Source organism: Pseudomonas sp. C27(2019) (assembly GCF_008807395.1).
Classification (GTDB): domain Bacteria; phylum Pseudomonadota; class Gammaproteobacteria; order Pseudomonadales; family Pseudomonadaceae; genus Denitrificimonas.
The window spans coordinates 495719-516962 of sequence record NZ_CP043320.1; the positions used below are offsets into that span (position 1 = coordinate 495719).

The 21244-nt window shown below is 50.2% G+C and carries 15 protein-coding genes; 10 read left to right on the forward strand and 5 right to left on the reverse strand.

Annotation, left to right across the window (positions count from 1 at the left end; genetic code table 11):
• Nucleotides 1-268 precede the first annotated feature (268 nt).
• Both FXF61_RS02370 and FXF61_RS02375 read right to left on the reverse strand, forming a co-directional pair.
• Entirely contained in the window at nt 269-1447 is a 1179-nt protein-coding gene (locus FXF61_RS02370; RefSeq protein WP_151183765.1) for a VWA domain-containing protein, read from the reverse strand.
• Between the two features lie 77 nt (nt 1448-1524).
• On the reverse strand, nt 1525-2370 hold the full coding sequence (locus FXF61_RS02375; RefSeq protein WP_151183766.1) for a MoxR family ATPase: 846 nt from the start codon (nt 2368-2370) through the stop codon (nt 1525-1527).
• A gap of 216 nt (nt 2371-2586) precedes the next feature.
• Here FXF61_RS02375 and cysK point away from each other — a divergent pair, with 216 nt between their 5' ends.
• The 6 genes from cysK (at nt 2587) to tadA (ending at nt 12234) form a co-directional block, all read left to right on the forward strand.
• Nucleotides 2587-3561: a cysteine synthase A gene (gene cysK, locus FXF61_RS02380; protein WP_151183767.1), complete on the forward strand. Its 975-nt coding sequence runs from the start codon at nt 2587-2589 to the stop codon at nt 3559-3561.
• Between the two features lie 80 nt (nt 3562-3641).
• On the forward strand, nt 3642-5360 hold the full coding sequence (aceK, locus tag FXF61_RS02385; RefSeq protein WP_151183768.1) for a bifunctional isocitrate dehydrogenase kinase/phosphatase: 1719 nt from the start codon (nt 3642-3644) through the stop codon (nt 5358-5360).
• 112 nt (nt 5361-5472) lie between these two features.
• Nucleotides 5473-6945 carry an IMP dehydrogenase gene (gene guaB, locus FXF61_RS02390; RefSeq protein ID WP_151183769.1) on the forward strand — a complete coding sequence of 491 codons (1473 nt, stop codon included), beginning with the start codon at nt 5473-5475 and terminating at the stop codon, nt 6943-6945.
• An 86-nt stretch (nt 6946-7031) separates the two neighbouring features.
• The gene (gene guaA, locus FXF61_RS02395) at nt 7032-8612 is read left to right on the forward strand and encodes a glutamine-hydrolyzing GMP synthase (protein WP_151183770.1); all 1581 of its coding nucleotides are present in this window, start codon (nt 7032-7034) and stop codon (nt 8610-8612) included.
• Nucleotides 8613-8893: 281 nt separating this feature from the next.
• Nucleotides 8894-11614 carry a cation-transporting P-type ATPase gene (locus FXF61_RS02400; RefSeq protein WP_151183771.1) on the forward strand — a complete coding sequence of 907 codons (2721 nt, stop codon included), beginning with the start codon at nt 8894-8896 and terminating at the stop codon, nt 11612-11614.
• A gap of 128 nt (nt 11615-11742) precedes the next feature.
• Complete coding sequence (gene tadA / locus FXF61_RS02405; RefSeq protein ID WP_151183772.1) at nt 11743-12234, forward strand: tRNA adenosine(34) deaminase TadA; 492 nt, start codon at nt 11743-11745, stop codon at nt 12232-12234.
• On the opposite strand, the gene mltF is transcribed toward tadA, so the two are convergent.
• Nucleotides 12221-13696 (reverse strand): membrane-bound lytic murein transglycosylase MltF, encoded by a 1476-nt coding sequence (mltF, locus tag FXF61_RS02410; RefSeq protein ID WP_151183773.1) that lies wholly within the window; start codon nt 13694-13696, stop codon nt 12221-12223. The two genes, tadA and mltF, sit on opposite strands and share 14 nt — an antisense overlap.
• 186 nt (nt 13697-13882) lie before the next feature.
• Here mltF and purL point away from each other — a divergent pair, with 186 nt between their 5' ends.
• Nucleotides 13883-17779: a phosphoribosylformylglycinamidine synthase gene (purL, locus tag FXF61_RS02415; RefSeq protein ID WP_151183774.1), complete on the forward strand. Its 3897-nt coding sequence runs from the start codon at nt 13883-13885 to the stop codon at nt 17777-17779.
• Nucleotides 17780-18268: 489 nt separating this feature from the next.
• Here purL and FXF61_RS14845 read toward each other — a convergent pair whose 3' ends face one another.
• Both FXF61_RS14845 and FXF61_RS02420 read right to left on the reverse strand, forming a co-directional pair.
• Entirely contained in the window at nt 18269-18433 is a 165-nt protein-coding gene (locus tag FXF61_RS14845) for a hypothetical protein (protein WP_178087241.1), read from the reverse strand.
• Nucleotides 18434-19185: 752 nt separating this feature from the next.
• Nucleotides 19186-19683: a murein L,D-transpeptidase family protein gene (locus FXF61_RS02420; protein WP_151183775.1), complete on the reverse strand. Its 498-nt coding sequence runs from the start codon at nt 19681-19683 to the stop codon at nt 19186-19188.
• A gap of 202 nt (nt 19684-19885) precedes the next feature.
• Here FXF61_RS02420 and FXF61_RS02425 point away from each other — a divergent pair, with 202 nt between their 5' ends.
• Genes FXF61_RS02425 through FXF61_RS02435 form a run of 3 tightly spaced genes read left to right on the forward strand, consistent with a single transcriptional unit; the run spans nt 19886 to nt 21238 of the window.
• Nucleotides 19886-20488, forward strand: a complete 603-nt coding sequence (locus FXF61_RS02425) for a CoA pyrophosphatase (RefSeq protein ID WP_151183776.1) — start codon at nt 19886-19888, stop codon at nt 20486-20488.
• 23 nt (nt 20489-20511) lie between these two features.
• Nucleotides 20512-21051: a gamma carbonic anhydrase family protein gene (locus FXF61_RS02430; protein WP_151183777.1), complete on the forward strand. Its 540-nt coding sequence runs from the start codon at nt 20512-20514 to the stop codon at nt 21049-21051.
• Nucleotides 21029-21238, forward strand: coding sequence for a DUF1289 domain-containing protein (locus FXF61_RS02435; protein WP_151183778.1), 210 nt, complete (start codon nt 21029-21031; stop codon nt 21236-21238). Before FXF61_RS02430 ends, FXF61_RS02435 begins: the two co-directional genes overlap by 23 nt.
• Nucleotides 21239-21244: the final 6 nt, after the last annotated feature.

Sequence of the window (21244 nt, forward strand, 5' to 3'; positions counted from 1 at the left end):
GGACTAACACCTGCCCCGGAGTGCTGCATGCACATGACTCTCCATATAAATCAATATGTAAAAACGACAAGCAGATTGTGCGTATGACCCAACGCACTGGTATCGTTCTTCCCTCAACGGGTCTTCCTGACCCGATTCGGGCGCTGCGCCATCCCTGGCGCGCTTGCCACGAAACCAGCGCACTGTGTCTCGATCATTGATGTGGTTTTCTAGGCAGCAGCAGGTAGTCAAAGAGCACGACTCATTCAGCTATCAATAGATCAGAGTGTTATTTCGCTAAATACCGCATGCCCTCTTCAAGCCCTTCAATGGTTAGCGGGTACATTTGATCATCGATCAGCTCGCGAATAATGCTGGTTGATGCAGTGTAGTCCCAGGTGTGTTTTGGGTAGGGATTTATCCAGATCAGCTTTTTAAACTTGTGCATAAAACGCTGCATCCACACATAGCCAGGCTCTTCATTCCAGTGTTCAACACTGCCACCGGCTTGGGTGACTTCGTAAGGGGCCATTGCGGCATCGCTGACAAAAATTACTTTGTAATCTGCACCGTATTTATGCAACACATCTTGCGTGGGGATGCGCTCATTGCCGCGGCGTAAATTATTTTTCCAGACTGACTCATAAATAAAGTTATGGAAATAATAATAATCCATATGTTTGAACTCAGTTTTACAGGCAGAAAACAGCTCTTCACAGACTTTGACGTGGGCATCCATTGAGCCGCCAATATCAAACAAAATCAGCAGTTTTACTGTGTTACGACGTTCGGGGCGCATCTGGATATTGAGCAGGCCGCCATCACGCGCGGTGTGGTCGATGGTGCCGTGCAGATCAAACTCATCTTCAGCGCCTTGGCGAGCAAATTTGCGCAAGCGACGCAGAGCAATTTTGATATTGCGCGTACCGATCTCGACTTGATCATCGAGGTCTTTGAATTCGCGTTGATCCCAGACTTTGACCGCTTTACCCTGACGCTTGCCTTCTTCACCCAAACGAAAGCCTTCGGGGTTGTAACCACCAGAGCCGAATGGGCTGGTGCCGCCAGTGCCAATCCACTTGTTTCCGCCTTGGTGTTTACCTTTTTGCTCTTCGAGGCGCTTTTTAAAGGCTTCAATCAGCTTGTCGAGACCACCGAGCGACTCGATTTGGGCGCGCTCCTCATCGCTTAACGAACGCTCAAATTCACGACGCAGCCATTCATCAGGAATCAAGGCTTCGATATGCTGATCGAGGTTTTCAATGCCTTTAAAGTAGGCAGCAAAGGCGCGGTCAAACTTATCGTAATGGCGCTCATCTTTAACCAGAATTGCCCGCGCAACATAGTAAAACTCATCCATGTCGGCAAACACCACGTTATGTTTCAGCGCATTGATTAAGTCCAGCAGTTCGCGCACGGTCACCGGTACCTTGGCGGCACGCATCTCATTAAATAAATTCAGCAGCATGGCTACAGACCTCTTAGGTAAAAGGTGCAGCGAGATAGCGGCTACAGCTTAAAGCCCATCCCGTGCAGCACATGGTGTTAGCGGTTGGTGCGGCGGCTCATAAAGGCTAAACGCTCAAGCAGCATCACATCTTGTTCGTTCTTGACTAAAGCACCTGCTAAAGGTGGGATGGCTTTAGTGACATCACGCTCACGCAAGGCTGCTTCACTAATCTTGTCAGCCATCAGCAGTTTTAACCAATCAACCAATTCGCTGGTCGAGGGTTTTTTCTTTAAGCCGGGGACTTTGCGCACATCAAAAAATACATCCAACGCTTCGCTAACCAATGATTGACTGATATTGGGGTAGTGCACATCCACAATTTTCTGCAAGGTGTTGCGATCAGGGAAGGCAATGTAGTGGAAGAAGCAGCGGCGCAAAAAGGCATCCGGCAGTTCTTTCTCGTTATTGGAGGTGATGATAATAATAGGACGATGTTTGGCCGTAATGGTTTCATCGGTCTCGTAAACGTAGAACTCCATTTTGTCGATTTCTTGCAGCAAGTCGTTGGGGAACTCAATGTCGGCTTTGTCGATTTCATCGATCAACAGAATCACGCGCTCGTCTGACTCAAAAGCTTCCCACAGCTTGCCTTTGTTGATGTAGTTGCGCACGTCATGAACTTTGTCAGCATTGAGCTGTGAGTCACGCAAGCGGCTGACGGCGTCGTATTCATACAAGCCTTGATGGGCTTTGGTGGTGGATTTAATGTGCCAGGTAATCAAACGTGCGCCAAAGGATTCAGCCAGCTGCTCGGCCAGCATGGTTTTACCTGTGCCGGGCTCACCTTTTACCAATAAAGGCCGCTCTAGGGTAATGGCAGCATTGACCGCCAGTTTTAGATCATCAGTGGCAACGTACGATTGAGTACCGGAAAATTTCATATAAAACCTCAGCAAGACCTGCGCGATATTGTTTTAAGCAAAGTAGGAAAATGGCATTAAATACGGCTTACTATACCCTGCTCATCTTATGTTTGTGAACGAAAAGGCTTTTTCAGTCATTATGTGTGCAATGCAGCCCTAAAATCAGACTGGACGCTAAGCGTGCTGAGCTTTAGTCTCATAACAATAAAACAATTATTAGCTGAGGATTCTTCAATGAGCCGTATTTATGTCGACAATGCGCAGAGCGTGGGTAATACACCTTTAGTGCAAATCAACCGTTTGGGCCCAAAAGGCGTCACGATTCTCGCGAAAATAGAGTCTCGTAACCCAGCAGGCTCAGTTAAGTGCCGCATTGGTGTTGGCATGGTGCAAGCCGCTGAAGCATCCGGAGCACTCAAGCCTGGCGTCACCATGGTCGAGCCAACTTCAGGCAATACGGGTATTGGTTTAGCCTTCGTCGCTGCAGCCCGCGGTTATAAATTAATCCTAACCATGCCATCTTCGATGAGTTTAGAGCGCCGTAAGATTCTTAAAGCACTCGGTGCCGAGCTGGTGTTGACTGAGCCTGCGAAAGGCATGAAAGGTGCAATTGATAAAGCCAATGAAATTGCTGCGACTGACCCTAGTAAATATCTGGTGCTGCAACAATTTGATAACCCCGCCAATCCTGATGCGCACGAAAAGACCACTGGCCCAGAAATTTGGCGAGATACTGATGGTGCTATTGATGTTTTAGTTAGCGGTATTGGTACTGGCGGTACGCTAACAGGGGTGTCGCGCTATATTAAAAATACCTGTGGTAAGCCGATTCTTTCTGTTGGCGTTGAACCCATTGGTTCGCCTGTCATCACACAAATGTTGGCAGGGCAAGAAATCAGTCCTGCACCGCATAAAATTCAAGGGTTGGGAGCAGGTTTTATTCCCAAAAACCTCGATATAAGCATGCTTGATCAGGTTGAGTTGGTTAGCGATGAAGAATCCAAGCAGATGGCGCTACGCTTAATGCGTGAAGAGGGTATCTTATGTGGTATTTCTTGTGGCGCTGCGATGACCGCAGCTGTGCGCTTGGCAGAGCAGCCTAGTATGCAAGGTAAAACGATCGTGGTAATTCTGCCAGACTCAGGTGAGCGTTATCTATCCAGTATGCTGTTTGATGATTTGTTTACTGAGCAGCAATTGGCTCAGTAAAGTCGGCGATGTATCGATGCCTGCATGTGGACGGCCGTGTGCAGGCATGTTGTAGGTCTATTATTGATGGAGTGTATTCAATGGCTATTGATTGCCCATCTGTTGCCATAGCGCGACAGATTTTAGATAGTTTTGATGACTATCGTGAACAGTTTCGTCAAATCACTAATTTAGGCCGTGAGCGCTTTGAAAAGGCTCAGTGGCAAGAAATTCAAGACGCATCGGCAGCGCGTATTCAGCTGTATAAAATACGTGCGACTTTAGCGCGGGATGAGCTCTTAGCCACCTACGGTTCTGATGTGTTGCTCAATATTGAGTGTTGGCCGCAGATTAAACAGTCCTATATTGGGCAAATTGATTTGCGTCTTGATGATGAATTGTCAGAAACCTGGTTTAACTCGATTTTTAACAGCTTATTTAGTCATGATTTGATCAGTGATGAGTGCATGTTTGTGCACAGCACGCGCCCTGCGCTGCGTGAGCACGATACGCCAATGCAGATTCGTACCTACCGCCCAGACGGTGATATAGCTGCCAGCTTGCGACAAATCAGTGAGGACTATCGCTTTTCTGTGCCGTACGCTGATCAAGAAGCTGATCTTGCTCGCCTCGAGGAACAATTGCGCGCCAGTTTGCCAGATTGGGTGTGCAAAGACCCTGAGTTATGTATTGAACTGTACAGTTCACGTTTGTACCGCAATAAAGGCGCCTATTTAGTCGGGCGCGTCTTTACTCAGGATGAGCAATGGCCGCTGGTGATACCTGTGCTCAATCGTGAAGGGCAAGGAATCCGTATGGACGCGGTGATTGTTGATGAGGCTGAAGTGTCGATTATCTTCTCCTTCACCCGCTCCTATTTTATGGTGCGCGTCGCTTATCCTGCTGAGTTTATTAGCTTTTTGCGCCGCATTTTGCCACGCAAGCACATTTCTGAATTGTACACTTCGATTGGTTTTTATAAGCAAGGCAAGTCAGAGTTCTATCGTGCGCTGATCAAACACTTGGAAACCACTGATGACAAGTTTGTGATGGCTGATGGTGTGCGCGGTATGGTGATGAGTGTGTTTACTCTGCCAGGTTTTAATACGGTGTTTAAAATTATCAAAGACCGTTTCTCTCCGTCGAAAAACGTGACGCGTGAGACGGTGATTGATCGTTACCGCATGGTGAAATATGTTGACCGAGTTGGGCGCTTAGCCGACACCCAAGAGTTTGCCGATTTTCGCTTTCCTGTTGCCAAGTTTGACCCAGAGTGCTTGCGCGAGTTGCTGGATGTCGCACCATCGACTGTTGAAGTACAGGGTGATGAGGTGCTGGTTCGACACTGCTGGACTGAGCGGCGCATGACGCCGTTGAATATTTATTTAGATACGGCTAATGAACAGCAAGTCAGGGATGCTTTAGAAGAGTATGGTTTGGCGATTAAGCAGCTGGCGGCTGCCAATATTTTCCCAGGTGATATGCTGCTAAAAAACTTTGGTGTCACTCGCCATGGTCGAGTGGTGTTTTATGATTATGATGAAATCAGCTACTTAACCGAAGTAAATTTTCGTAAGATCCCTGAGCCGCGCTTTCCTGAAGATGAAATGTCAGCAGAGCCTTGGTATTCAGTAGGTCCGCATGATGTTTTTCCAGAAGAGTTTCCGCGCTTTTTGTTCACCGATATAAAGCACCGTAAGTTGTTTAAAGAGTTGCATGGTGATTTATTTGAAGCGTCGTACTGGCAAGGCCTGCAAGACGCTATTCGTGACGGTAAGGTCATTGATGTTTATCCGTACAAGCGTAAAGACATGGAGTAATTGAACTGTTGATTAGAGGCTATGCTACGTTTACGTGTCTAGCCATTGAGAAGCCAAACGTTGCGCGGTATAATACCGCGCTTCCATTTTTCCCGTTCGGGAGCGTGCAAATATGCTGCGTATCAGCCAAGAAGCTCTAACCTTTGACGATGTATTGTTAATCCCCGGTTATTCCGAGGTTTTACCGAAAGATGTCAGCTTAAAAACCCGTCTTACTCGTAAAATCGAACTCAATATTCCATTGTTGTCTGCAGCAATGGATACTGTAACTGAAGCCCGTTTGGCCATTGCTATGGCGCAAGAAGGCGGCATCGGTATCATCCATAAAAATATGACAGTCGAACAGCAAGCGGCCGAAGTGCGCAAAGTAAAGCGTCACGAAACGGCGATCGTGCATGATCCTGTCACCGTCACCCCAGATATGAAAATCTTTACTCTGCTTAAGCGTGCTGACGAGCTAGGTTTCTCAGGTTTTCCTGTGCTTGATTCAGATAAGCAATTAGTTGGTATTGTCACTGGGCGTGACCTGCGCTATACGCCCAATGCTGGCGATACTGTTGCTGCGATTATGACGCCAAAAGAGCAACTGGTGACTGTGCTGGAAGGTACAGGTTTAGAAGACATTAAAACCAAGCTGTATGAACACCGTATTGAAAAAATGCTGGTGGTCAACGATAAGTTCCAGCTGCGCGGCATGGTCACATTCCGTGATATTGAAAAAGCTAAAAGCTACCCCTTTGCCTCGAAAGACGAGCAAGGCCGTTTACGTGTCGGCGCCGCTGTAGGTACTGGGGCTGACACTGAAGAACGTATCACGGCGTTAGCAGCGGCAGGTATTGATGTCATTGTTGTTGATACTGCGCACGGTCATTCTAAAGGCGTGCTAGAACGTGTGCGTTGGGTAAAACAGAATTACCCTGACGTGCAGGTGATTGGCGGTAATATTGCTACTGGCGAAGCGGCTTTAGCCTTGGTTGAAGCAGGTGCCGATGCGGTTAAAGTCGGTATTGGTCCTGGTTCAATTTGTACCACGCGTATTGTTGCCGGTGTTGGTGTGCCACAGATTTCTGCGATTGCCAATGTGTCTGCTGCCTTGCAAGGCACCGGCGTGCCGATGATTGCTGATGGTGGTATTCGCTTCTCTGGTGATTTATCGAAAGCCATTGTAGCTGGCGCTGATGCCGTGATGATGGGCTCAATGTTTGCCGGTACTGAAGAGTCGCCAGGTGAAATTGAATTGTTCCAAGGCCGCTCCTACAAGTCATACCGCGGCATGGGTTCGCTAGGTGCTATGGCGCAAGCTGAAGGCTCATCTGATCGCTACTTCCAAGACAGCAGTGGCGGTGCAGAAAAACTCGTACCTGAAGGCATTGAAGGACGCGTACCTTACAAAGGTGCAATGTCAGCGATTGTCCATCAGTTGATGGGTGGTTTGCGCGCCTCAATGGGCTATACCGGCTGTGCCACTATTGAAGAGATGCGCAGCAAGCCTGAATTTGTACGTATAACCGGCGCAGGGATGGCTGAATCCCATGTGCATGATGTGCAAATCACCAAAGAAGCTCCGAACTATCGAGTCAGCTAAGCTGGACTCATATTCGTTAGACAAACCGCCGTACTGAGGCGGTTTGTCTTTTCATAAGTTTATAAATTGCTACCGAGACATATTCCATGGCTGCTCAAGATATTCATGCTCACCGCATTTTAGTTTTAGATTTCGGCTCACAGTACACGCAGTTGATCGCGCGCCGTATTCGTGGCATTGGTGTGTTCTGCGAAATTCACCCCTTTGATGTCAGTGAAGATGTGATTCGTGCGTTTAACCCGCGCGGCATTATCTTGTCCGGTGGCCCTGAGTCTGTGCATATGGAGCACAGCCCGCGCGCGCCGCAGTTGGTGTTTGATCTGGGCATCCCTTTGCTAGGCGTGTGCTATGGCATGCAAACCATGGCGCAGCAGTTGGGCGGTCAAGTGCAGGGCTCTAATCTGCGTGAGTTTGGTTCAGCGCGGGTTAATGTGCTGGCAGATAATCCTTTGCTGGACGGTTTGCGTGATGCCGCTACAACGGCATCACCGAACGGCCTAGATGTATGGATGAGCCACGGCGATAAAGTGACTGTGTTGCCTGAAGGCTTTACTGCGATTGCCGGCACGGGTAGCTGCCCAATAGCCGGTATGGCCGACACGGCGCGCCAATACTATGGTGTGCAGTTTCACCCAGAAGTAACTCACACGACGCAAGGTGCTGAGATTTTAAGGCGTTTTGTTTTAGAGATTTGTGCCTGTGAAGCGCTGTGGACACCAGCCAATATCGTAGACGATGCCATTGCTACTGTGCGTGCGCAGGTGGGTGATCGTAAAGTCTTGCTCGGTTTGTCCGGCGGTGTGGATTCATCGGTAGTGGCCGCGTTACTGCACAAAGCGATTGGTGATCAATTGACCTGTGTGTTTGTTGACCATGGCTTGCTGCGTTTGCATGAAGGTGATCAAGTGATGCGCATGTTTGCAGATAATATGGGGGTGAAAGTCATCCGTGTTGATGCTGAGCAGCGCTATTTAGACCTGCTCAAAGGCGAGTCCGATCCAGAAGCCAAGCGCAAAATCATTGGCCGCACCTTTATTGAAGTCTTTGATGAAGAAGCGAGCAAATTAGAAGGCATTGATTTCCTTGCGCAGGGTACGATTTACCCTGACGTGATTGAGTCAGCAGCGATTAAAAATGGTAAAGCCCATGTGATTAAATCACACCACAACGTGGGTGGCTTGCCAGAAGATATGAAGTTTGAGTTGGTTGAACCGCTGCGCGAGCTGTTTAAAGATGAGGTGCGCAAGCTCGGTGTTGAGCTGGGTCTACCGCACGATATGGTTTACCGACACCCGTTCCCAGGCCCTGGTTTAGGTGTGCGTATCCTTGGCGAAGTGACCAAAGAGTATGCTGACCTGTTACGCCAAGCCGATCATATTTTTATTGAAGAGCTGCGCAAATCAGGTTGGTACGATAAAACCAGCCAAGCCTTTGCTGTGTTTTTACCGGTCAAATCTGTCGGTGTAGTGGGTGATGCACGCCGTTATGCGTGGGTTGTCTCACTGCGCGCGGTAGAAACCATCGACTTTATGACCGCGCGCTGGGCACATTTACCTTACGATTTACTGGAAACAGTATCAGGCCGGATCATCAATGAAATCGAAGGCATTTCACGGGTGGTGTACGATGTGTCGAGCAAGCCACCAGCCACTATTGAGTGGGAATAAGTCAGTTGCAGTAAGCTGTAACGGCTAAGAGAATCAGCGGCGAACCACAGAGATGCGGTTCGCCGTTTTTGTTTGTCGCAAATGGATCAGTTGCCATGCATCGACGTTACCGAGCGATAAGATTAATCTTGCAGTGACGGCGGCGTATTTCTTGCAGCTGTCCTTGTTGACTGGTCAGTGTGCATCCATCCAATACGCTACTGAGATCAACGACTCAAACAGCACATTCAGTTATAACTCGTCAAAGTATTGCGTGAAGTGCTTGAGGGGGATAAGACCTCATGAAAGATGAGACACAGATTGCCGCATTTGCCCAGAGTATCGAAACTGTGGCACAGGAACTGGCGGTAGACCCAGACTATGGCTTGGATGAAAACGAGGTCGTCGAGCGGCGGCAGCGTTATGGTTCCAACCAGTTGCGCGCCCACGCCAAGCAGAGCGTCTTGCTGATTCTGCTGCATCAGTTTAAAGGTGTGATTGTTTGGCTGTTGGCGTTTGCCGCTGCGTTGTCCTTTTACTTTCATGACATTGTCGAAGGCGTTGCGATTGTTGTGGTTCTGGCGATCAATGCCGCAATTGGTTTTTTTACCGAGCTGCGTGCGGCACGTTCGATGGAGGCACTGCTGGACATCGCCACGGTCACGGCTCGGGTTCAGCGTGGTGGCAAGGCCGTGCGTATTAATGCGCAGAATCTGGTGCCGGGTGATGTTGTCCTGCTCGATGCTGGGGATATGGTCACAGCTGATGTGCGCCTTATTGAGGCGTCGAACCTGCAGTGTGATGAATCCGTGCTGACTGGGGAATCTGTGCCAGTGGTCAAGCAGACCGACCCAGTATCAGCGGATGCGGCGATTGGTGACCGTGCTTGCATGGTCTTCAAAGGCACGGCGATCAGTCAAGGGGCGGGGATTGGTATTGTTACCACTACCGGAATGGATACTGAGCTTGGCCATATCAGCCATTTGGTGCAGACTGCCGACTCCTCAGTCTCGCCACTGGAAAAGCGTCTGGATGTGCTGGGGCATCGGCTGGCATGGTTAACGCTGGTGCTGGCGGTTCTGGTTATCGGCGCGGGTATTCTGCGCGGCAACGAGATCACAGCAATGGTGCAGATCGGTGTGGCGTTGGCCGTTGCCGCGGTGCCTGAAGGTTTGCCGGTGGTCGCCACGCTAAGCCTCGCGCGTGGCATGTGGCGTATGGCCGCGCGCAATGCGATCATTTCCAATCTGTCATCGGTGGAAACCTTGGGTGCGACCACGGTGATTCTTACCGATAAAACCGGCACGCTAACCGAAAACCGCATGACGGTTGCGCGCTATCTTGTCTGCGGTAGCAAGGTGGATGTGTGCAGGCAGGGCGAAACCCTAGCGTTCGAAAGCGACGGACAGATGTTCGCACCTGAGCAGGACGTGCGCCTTGCTGCCTTGTTGCGAATCGGTGCGCTGTGCAACGGTGCAACGATGGAGCAGGGCGATGAACCTGCTGCAGGTGACCCGATGGAGCTGGCGCTGCTACGCGTTGCAGAGCAGGCTGGGCAAGGGCGTGCACGGCTGCTGAGCGAGAGCGAAGAAGTTGCCGAGCACGCCTTTGATCAAGGCACTAAGATGATGGCAAGCGTGCACCGTGACGGTGGAGGCTTCTTTTATGCGATCAAGGGTGCTCCAGAGGCGGTGCTTGACGTTTGCACCCAGGTGCTTGGCCCTAATGGAATTCAGCAGATGACTGCAGCCGAGCGTGTCGATTGGCTGGAGAGCAGCGGAGCAGCAGCCAGTGAAGGGCTGCGCTTGTTAGCCATGGCTATGAAACAGACGGATCGCGACGATACGGCTCCTTATGCAGGCCTGACGTTGGTCGGCATGGTCTGCCTGCGTGATCCATTACGTGAGGATGTCGCCGCAGCCATTGCCGCTGCGCGTGCCGCAGGTGTGCGCGTGGTGATGATGACCGGCGATCATGCTGACACTGCTGCTGCCATCGCTAGCCAAGCTGGCTTGGGAGTAGATGGCGGCGAGCTGATGGTCATCGAGGGCGATGAGCTGACCGGTTTCAACCCTGAAACGATCGACACGGCGCTGCGAGAACGTATTCTTAGCGCTGATGTATTTGCCCGTGTCGCCCCAGCAACCAAGCTAAACTTGGCGGCACTTTATCAAAATAGCGGCCACATTGTAGCCATGACCGGCGATGGCGTGAACGACGCACCAGCACTGAAAAAGGCCGATATCGGTATCGCCATGGGGCAACGCGGCACCGAGGTTGCACGCGAGGCCGCGCATATGGTGCTGCAGGACGATTCCTTTGGCACTATCATCGCTGCCATGCGCCAAGGGCGGGTGATATTCGACAATATCCGCAAGTTTGTTATTTATTTGATGTCGTGCAATGTCAGCGAAGTGCTGGTCGTTGGCCTAGCTGTCGCGGTGGGTCTGCCAATGCCTTTACTGCCATTACAAATCCTGTTTCTAAACCTTGTTACTGATGTTTTTCCCGCTTTTGCTTTGGGGCTTGGTGCTGGTGATGAAACCGTCATGCGCCAGCCCCCACGTAACCCGAGCGAGCCGATCATCGATCGCAGTCGCTGGATTAGCATCGCCGTGCTGGGCGGCGCGATCACCCTAGCGACACTTAGCGCATTCTGGCTGGCGCTGCATTGGTTGCTGCTTGATGCCGGCCCCGCTGTCACTGTTGCCTTCCTGACGCTGGCGCTGGCGCAGCTGTGGAATGTGTTTAATGTACGGGTGCCGAGCGGGCCTTTTTTTGTCAACGAGGTGACGCGCAACCCTTGGGTTTGGGGGTCCATCGCACTCTGTCTTGGCCTGATCGCTGCGGCACTTTGGCTGCCTGGCCTATCTAGCATCCTGAAACTGCCTGATCCAGGTCGTGCTGGGTTGCTGTTGGCTGCGGGTGTAAGCTTTGCACCTTTGGCAATTGGACAGCTTTTTATCAGCTTGCGGCCAGCCGCACAGCGCATAGCATCCGGTGCGCTCAGTACTCACCCATAGCAAAGGCTGCCTTGTTATGGGTTGCGCAAGCGAGTAAAAAACGACTCATTAAAATCATCTGGAAAGTGTATTTCCCACGCCGGCCGCCTAGAATATCCGCTGTATTTTTTAATTAGTGAATAAATCGTATGCAAGAGCAAGAAAGTATAAAAGCGCAGGATGAGCGCTTTATGCGCGAAGCATTGCAACTGGCGGAGCAGGGCGCGGCCTTAGGTGAAGTGCCAGTGGGGGCTGTGCTGGTGCAGGATGGCGACATTATTGGTCGCGGCTTTAACAGCCCAATCAGTTTGAATGACCCCAGTGCGCATGCTGAGGTGCAAGCGATACGGGATGCTGCCGCGCATCTGCAAAACTATCGCCTGCCTGATACCACGCTGTATGTCACTTTGGAGCCGTGCCATATGTGTGCGGGGTTAATTGTGCATGCGCGCATTGCTCGCGTGGTGTTTGCCGCCAATGAGCCGCGTGCTGGTGCAGCAGCAAGCCAAGGTTGCTTCTTTTCTCAGTCGTTCTTAAATCATCGTGTTGAAATAAGCAGTGGCGTGTTAGCGCAGGAATCCGCGCAGATGCTCAAAGCTTTTTTTAAAGCACGCCGCGAGGCTAAAACTACTGCGTTGTAATGGCCGGATCAACTGCGTCTAGCGTGCCGTTATTGGGTGCAAAGCCTGGTGTATGGGTTGTGCCGCTGGCAATGCTGGTGCCTTCGATTTGCGGCTGAGTGACCCAGGTTAAAATATCGTAATAGCGACGAATATTATTGACGAAGTGCACAGGCTCACCGCCGCGCGCATAGCCGTAGCGGGTTTTGCTGTACCACTGTTTTTGCGCTAAGCGCGGCAGAATTGTTTTTACATCCAGCCATTTATTTGGATCGAGCCCTTCAGCAGCGGTCAACTTGCGCGCATCCTCAAGGTGCCCCATGCCGACGTTGTAGGAGGCGAGGGCAAACCAGAGACGATCAGCTTCATAAATGCTGTCGGGCAGTTGTTCTATCAGTTTGGCAATGTAACGCGCACCGCCTTGGATGCTTTGTTTCGGGTCCAAGCGGTTAGTGACGCCCATGGCCTTCGCTGTGCGTTGAGTTAGCATCATTAAACCACGCACGCCTGTTTTCGAGGTGGCAGTGGGCAGCCAGTGTGATTCTTGATAGCCCATAGCTGCCAGTAAACGCCAATCTACGGCGTACTTTTTTGCGGCATCGCGAAAGCTTGCTTCATAGCTGGGTAGGCGCTGCTGTAGGTGTCTGGCAAAGGCGTAAGCGCCAACATAGCCAAGGGTGTCAACATGACCGTAATAGCGCTCCGCGAGGTTTTGTAGAAGACCTGATTTTTTTGCATTGGCTAAAAAGCGATTGATTTCATTAAGCAAACTGACGTCATCGCCCGCAGCAATGGCCCAGCGCTGTTGGTGGCTGTCTTGTAAGGTGAAAGCAACGCGGATATTAGGGAAGTAAACTTGGTTCATCGCGACCTGGTTGGAATTAACCAGCGTCAGGTCAATCTGCTTCTCATCAACCATGCGCAATAAATCAACACTTTCGACTTGATCTGATACGTCGTAACTCAGCGCTGGGAGGTCTTTCTTTAGCGCGTTAAGATCGCTTGCATGAATGCTGCCTTTAAGCACCAATAGGCTTTTGCCGACTAAGTGCTTGGGCTGCTTGGGGCGTTTGTTATTACGATTGTAAATAACTTGTGAGGCGACTTCGAGATAGGGGTCGGAGAAGCGAGTGTGGGTTAAGCGCTCGGGACTTGAGATTAACGCTGCTGCGGCCAATACAGGGCCCTCTGCAGAGCCTAAACGGCTAAACAGTTGATCAATATTGTCTGCGACTTCAATTTTCAGCTCAACGCCGAGCTGATCAGCGAAGCGCTTAACCAGCTCATATTCAAACCCGGTATCACCGTTGCGGTCTTGGAAATAGGTTGAGGGACTATTGCGGGTGATGACATGCAAAACGCCTTGCTCTTGAATGCGTTCAAGGGTTGAGGGTGGTTTACCGCAACCGTTGAGCATAGCGAGCAAGCTGGCTGCACAGCAGAAAAGTAGGCAGCGAAGCGGATTAAGGGTCAGTGAATACATGCGCGCATTATACGCAAATGCCGCTTGTTGCAGCAAAGAAAAGCACTGGGCTGTCTGTTGAGTTGTGAATAGATATACCTTGGTGCGTCTGATAAATGGGCAAATGATAGATTTGGATGGTTATTTATTGCTATGGGCACTAGAATATGCGCCCATTTCATACAATTTTTTGAGGCTGTCACGACGATGCTGATCTTGCGCGGCGCTCCTGCCCTTTCTGCTTTTCGCCACGAGAAACTTTTTGAACAGTTATGCCAAAAAGTCCCCTCTGTCAGCGGTTTGTACGCTGAGTTTGCTCATTTCATTGAGGTTTCAGCTGCATTAAGCAGTGAAGAAGGCCAAGTCCTTAGTCGTTTGCTCAAGTATGGCCCAAGTGTGCCTAGCCAAGAGCCTAGCGGACGCCTGTTTTTAGTGGTGCCGCGTTTTGGCACAATCTCACCATGGTCCAGTAAAGCAACGGATATTGCCAAAAACTGTGGACTTGAAAAAGTACAGCGCATTGAGCGCGGCATGGCCTATTACATCACCGGTGATTACAGTGATGCTGATGCGCAGTTAATTGCTGCTGCGTTGCACGATCGCATGACCCAGTTGGTGTTGGGCACAATGGAAGAGGCATCAGCGTTATTCAGTCATGCACAGCCGCGTCCGTTAGCGGTAATTGATGTTTTGCAGGGTGGTATCGAGAGCCTAGAAAAAGCCAATATTGAGCTTGGTTTGGCACTGGCTGAAGATGAAATCGAATACCTCGATAACAGCTTTAAAAAGTTAGGTCGCAATCCGCATGACATTGAATTGATGATGTTTGCTCAGGCTAACTCTGAGCATTGCCGGCATAAAATTTTTAACGCCAGCTGGGATGTTGATGGCCAGGCGCAAGAAAAGTCCTTGTTTGCGATGATCAAGAACACCTTTGCGATGAACAGTGAAGGCGTGTTGTCAGCTTATAAAGATAACGCTTCAGTGATTGAAGGCTTTACTGCAGGACGTTTCTTTCCCGACCCTGTCAGCGGCGAGTATGCTGCGCATCAAGAACCCATTCATATCTTGATGAAAGTTGAAACCCACAACCACCCGACCGCGATTGCTCCTTTCCCAGGCGCTTCTACTGGTTCTGGTGGTGAGATTCGTGATGAGGGTGCGACCGGTCGAGGTTCCAAGCCAAAAGCAGGCTTAACGGGTTTCACTGTGTCTAACCTCAATATTCCAGGCTACATTCAGCCTTGGGAAGTGCCCTACGGTAAGCCAGAGCGCATTGTTGATGCACTGGACATCATGATTGAAGGCCCATTGGGTGGTGCGGCGTTTAATAATGAATTTGGCCGCCCAGCAATTACTGGTTACTTCCGTACTTTTGAGCAGGCGATTGACACCCCGCGCGGTGAAGAAGTGCGCGGCTACCACAAGCCGATTATGCTGGCCGGTGGTTTGGGTAATATCCGTGCTGAACATGTACAAAAAGACGATATTGCGGTTGGCAGTAAGTTGATTGTGCTTGGCGGTCCAGCCATGTTGATTGGTTTGGGCGGTGGTGCAGCTTCATCTATGGCCACTGGCGCCTCATCAGCTGATTTAGACTTTGCTTCGGTGCAGCGCGAAAACCCAGAAATGGAGCGCCGTTGCCAAGAAGTGATCGACCGTTGCTGGCAGTTAGGCGACGATAATCCGATTAGCTTTATCCATGACGTCGGTGCTGGCGGTTTATCCAATGCCTTCCCTGAACTGGTGAATGATGCAGGGCGTGGCGGTATCTTTAACTTGCGTAATATTCCCAATGACGAGCCGGGCATGAGCCCATTGGAAATTTGGTGCAATGAGTCGCAAGAGCGCTATGTGATGGCGGTTAAGCCAGAAAATCTTGAGCGTTTTGCTGCTATTTGTGAGCGTGAGCGTTGCCCTTTTGCGGTTGTTGGGGAAGCCACTGAAGAGCGTCATCTGATTGTTGCTGACAGTCACTTTGATAACACACCTGTGGATATGCCGCTGGATGTATTGCTGGGCAAGCCACCGCGCATGCACCGCAGTGTCACCCGTGAAGAAGAGATGACGGACAACTTTGCCGATGCGCAGTACAGCCTCAAAGAGGCCGTTGAGCGCATTTTGCGCCACCCTGCGGTAGGCAGCAAAAGTTTCTTAATCACCATCGGTGATCGCAGCGTCACAGGTTTAGTGGCGCGTGATCAGTTTGTCGGTCCATGGCAAGTGCCCGTGGCGGATTGCGCAGTCACTGCGAGTAGCTTTGACGCCTATGTCGGCGAAGCGATGGCGATGGGTGAGCGCACGCCGTTAGCGGTCTTGGACGCGCCAGCCTCGGGCCGCATGGCAGTGGGAGAGGCAGTAACCAACCTTGCGGCTGCACGCATTAATAAAATTTCTGATATTCGCTTATCGGCAAACTGGATGGCCGCAACCGGTCACCCAGGTGAAGATGCACGTTTGTATGACACCGTGCAAGCGGTAGGTATGGAGCTGTGTCCTGCGCTGGGAATTACCATTCCCGTGGGCAAGGACTCAATGTCGATGAAAACCAACTGGCAGGACGAGGGCGCTGATAAGTCAGTGATTTCACCGCTGTCGCTGGTGATTACCGGTTTTGCTCCAGTGCCAGATATTCGTCAAACGCTCACTCCGCAACTGCGCCTTGATAAAGGTGACAGCGCGTTAGTGTTGATTGATTTAGGCCGTGGTCAAAACCGTTTGGGCGTCTCTATTTTTGCTCAGGTGTACAGTCAAGTCGGTCAGCAAACGCCCGATGTCGACAGCCCTGAAGACTTAAAAGCCTTCTTTGCGACAATTCAAAGCCTGAATGCGCAGCAGCGTTTATTGGCGTATCACGACCGCTCTGATGGTGGTTTACTTACCACTGTTTTGGAAATGGCCTTTGCTGGGCGTTGTGGTTTAGATATCAATCTTGATGCTTTGAATATTGCTGCTGAGCAAGTCAATGCAGCCTTACTCAACGAAGAGTTGGGTGCAGTGGTGCAGGTGCTTAACAGTGATCTTGAGGCTGTGGTTGACGCATTTGCGCAGGCAGGTTTGGCTGAGTGCGTCAGTGTGATTGGTCGTCCGTTGGCCGGTGGAACGGTGAAAGTCAGCTTGGCTGGTCAAAACGTGTTTAGCGGTGAGCGCCGTTTGTTGCAGCGCATGTGGACGGAAACCAGCTATCAAGTACAACGCCTGCGCGATAACGCAGACTGCGCTGATCAAGAGTTTGAAACATTGCTTGATCAAGACGATCCAGGTCTGTCTGCGAAGCTGACGTACGATATTGATTTAGATATCAGTGCGCCCTACATCAAAAAAGGCTTGCGTCCGCGTGTTGCTGTACTGCGCGAGCAGGGCGTTAATGGTCACGTGGAAATGGCTGCTGCCTTTGACCGCGCAGGTTTCGCTGCGGTTGATGTGCATATGAGTGATGTGTTGGAAGGGCGGATTGATCTAGAAACCTTTAAAGGTCTCGTGGCCTGTGGTGGTTTCTCTTACGGTGATGTCTTGGGTGCGGGCGAAGGCTGGGCTAAATCCATTCTGTTCCACAACCGTGCACGAGATGCCTTTGCGCAGTTCTTTAACCGTGATGACAGCTTCACCCTAGGCGTGTGCAATGGTTGTCAGATGCTGTCTAATCTTAATGAGCTGATTCCAGGCTCTGAGTTCTGGCCGCGTTTTGTGCGTAACCAGTCCGAGCAGTTTGATGCGCGGGTGGCAATGGTAGAAGTGCAAGAGTCTGCTTCGATCTTCTTGCAGGGCATGGCCGGTTCACGCATGCCTGTAGCGGTTGCTCATGGTGAGGGGCGTGCTGAGTACAGCAGTCCTGAAGCGTTGCTTGAGTCTGATATCTCAGGCTGTGTCAGTCTGCGCTATGTGGATAACTACGGCAAAGTCACAGAACGCTACCCAGCGAATCCGAACGGTTCGGCCAAGGGTATTACCGGCTTAACCAACCGTGATGGTCGCGTGACGATTATGATGCCACACCCTGAGCGTTTATTCCGTGCAGTACAAAACTCTTGGCATCCTGATGAGTGGCAAGATGATGGCGCATGGTTGCGTATGTTCCGTAATGCGCGAGTATGGGTTGATTAAGTTAGTTTGTTAGTCCCAACAACGCCGCTGCATGTCAGCGGCGTTGTGCTATCTGGGTTTATGTTTGTCCGTTAGTTTTAAAAGCTTGTGCGTGGCATAGCGTACTTCAGGGTTGGTGTGTATTCGTCAGATTTTAACAGCTCGTGCGTGGCATGCCGTGCTCCGGGGTGGGTGTTTTTCCGTCGATGAACCCGTCCGGGGTTCAACTCCGGCGCTACGCCATCCATGGCTTCGCTTGTCACACCAACCCCGAAGCACTCGTTGATCAGCGGTGTTGTTATTAAGATTGATGTAAGGCTCGTCTGTTTCTGGAAGATTTGTATTTACACGTTAAGTTTGGTGGGCATTTTTTTCTGGTTCTGATTCTGGTTCTTGTTCTGGTTTTGACTCTGGTTTTGACTCTGGTTTTGACTCTGGCTCTGAGCTCTAAGGTTTGCACTTGGCTATGCTGGCTTAAGTTTTTATAAGATGAGCAAATCTTAGTGCAGATCAATGCTCCTGCTTTAAAAGAGACATGCTACGCACTTGAAAACAACACCGATGATCAATAGCAGTGTGCGGGTGTTGTGGCAAGCGTAGCCAGGGATGGCGTAGCGCCCGCATCACGCCAGGATGGCGTGTTAAGGGAAGAACAACACTTGCACGCTGCAACATGCGCAAATTGTCCTTTAAAGTTTTTATTTGAGGTGTGCTGGTCATTGTGTGGTATAGCGCATTCAGAGGTGTTTGTTCGTTAGTTTTTAACAGCCTGTACGTGGCATACCGTACTTCGGGGTAGGTGTTTTTCCGTCGATGAACCCATCCTGGGTTCAACTCCGGCGCTACGCCATCCATGGCTTCGCTTGTCACACCAACCCCGAAGCACTCGTTGATCAGCGGTGTTGTTATTAAGAGTGATATAAGGCTCGTCTGTTTCTGGAAGATTTGTATTTATACGATCAGTTTGGCGTGCGATTTTTGTTCTGGTTCTGAGTTCTAAGGTTTGGATTTGTTCTTGCTGGCTTGAGTTTTTAGAAAACGAGCAAACCCTAGCGCTGATCAATGCTCCTGCTTTAAAAGAGCCATGCTACGCACTTGAAAACAACACCGATGATCAATAGCAGTGTGCGGGTGTTGTGGCGAGCGAAGCCAAGGATGGCGTGTTAAGGGAAGAACAACACTTGCACGCTGCAATATGTACAGATCATGCTCAATGCTCTTGCCTCAAAAGAGTCATGCTACAAAATCGAGAACCACAGCAATGATCAACGAGTACTGTGCGGGTGTTGTGGCAAGCGTAGCCAGGGATGGCGTAGCGCCCGCATCACGCCAGGATGGCGTGTTAAGGGAAGAACGGCACTTGCACAGTACGGTATGCTCATAATATTGAGCGCTTTTGATCTCGTTAGCAGCAACAAAATCAATTTTTAAGGACGAATCTCAATCAGAGTGCCATCTTTAACCGTTGACCAGACTTCCTGCATATCATTATTGGTCAAAGCAATACAGCCCTCAGTCCAATCTAGGGTGCTAAAAAACCACTCAGGGTACTCTTCATCGTCAGGTGTACCGTGCAACATAATCATACTGCCAGGCGGTAAGCCCAGTTCCTCTGAGCGTTTCAAATCCTTAGCGTTTGGGTAAGAAATATGCATTGATAAGTTAAAGTTATCGCTGGTCTTGCGCCAGTTAATCCAATACAAACCTTCTGGCGTACGCTGATCGCCTTCATGTTCTTTCGGCCCACTTTTCTTACCGAGCGATACGCGATACGACTTAACAACTTCACCTCGGCGCATTAAATGTAACGTGCGTTCAGATTTAACCACTAAAACTTTATCGATTAAAGGCGTGCTGTTGTTATCAGTGTTGGCATAGGTGAAAAAAGGTAAAGCGCATAATAAAGCAACAAAAAAAACACGCATAAACAGGTTTCCGAAAGAGAGCTATCACTGCAGCTTGTACAAGCTGGATCCAAGTGGCGGCTATTCTAATGATTTAATCGAGCGCTGGCGATATGTTGCCAAATATTGCATAACATACTTTCGGCCTAGCAACGTTTAAGTCACTTGGGCATGCAGCAGGCTTCTGGCATGATGACGACATAAAGAGGTATAAAGTGTGCCTATGCTAGATAATGTTTTACAGCGTATACAAAACTATTCTCCAGGTGCCTTAGCATTGCCGGCTCATGCGCGTGAGGCTGCGGTGTTGATGCCGATAACCCGCACGGAAAACCCTGAGTTGATATTAACCTTGCGCGCACAGGGTTTATCTACGCATGCCGGTGAAGTAGCGTTTCCTGGCGGACGGCGCGACCCTGAAGACTGCGACTTAATACGCACTGCGCTTCGAGAAGCACAAGAAGAAGTGGGCTTGGCGCCAGGTCTCGTGCAAGTGGTGGGTCCATTAAGTGAAGTGGTCTCGCGCCATGGAATTAAAGTGACCCCTTACGTGGGCTTTGTTCCAGACTATGTTGAGTACCGCGCTAACGAAGCTGAAATCGACTCTGTATTCTCCGTGCCATTGGATTTTTTTGCCAACGACCCTCGTGAAATCACCCATCGCATTGATTACTTAGGGCGAACTTGGTATGTGCCCAGTTATCAGTTCGGCGGTTATAAAATATGGGGCCTGACAGCTGTGATGTTGGTTGAGTTGGTTAATTTGGTTTACGACACGCAGATTATTCTGACTGAGCCACCGCAATTGACTAAGAAAGAACTGTAAAAATAATTAAAAAGGAATCACCTATGAAATATCGTTTAGCTGATAGTCGAGTTGATGCCCATCCTGACAGCTGGATTGCACCCACTGCTGTGGTGATTGGTAAGGTTCGTTTAGATGCAGGTGCCAGTGTTTGGTTTGGTGCTGTACTGCGTGGTGATAACGAACTGATCCATATCGGCGAGAACAGTAACGTACAAGATGGCACTGTGATGCACACAGATATGGGTTGGCCGCTGACCTTAGGTAAAGGTGTCACTGTCGGCCATAACGCCATGCTGCATGGTTGCAGCGTGGGTGATCACAGTTTGATTGGGATTGGTGCGGTTATTCTTAATGGCGCAACCATTGGTAAACATTGCATCATCGGCGCCAATGCGTTGATTCCTGAAGGCAAAGACATTCCTGATGGCAGTTTAGTGGTCGGTTCGCCCGGTAAGGTCATCCGCGAATTAACCGAGCAGCAAAAAACCATGCTAGAGGCCAATGCTGCACATTATGTGCATAATGCCCAGCGTTACGCTAAAGACTTACAGGTGGACAATGACGACAACGATACCCCCTAAGCAGCACGAGAAACCAATAAAATCACCTTGCGTAAGTGTCTGCGCGTTAGATATCAACGACATATGTATGGGCTGTCAGCGCACCGCCAGTGAAATTACTGCTTGGGGTAAAATGACCAACGAGCAGCGCCGCGAAGTGCTGCAAAAAGCCAACGCTCGAGCACGTGAACAAGGTTTGCTGAGTTAATCAATG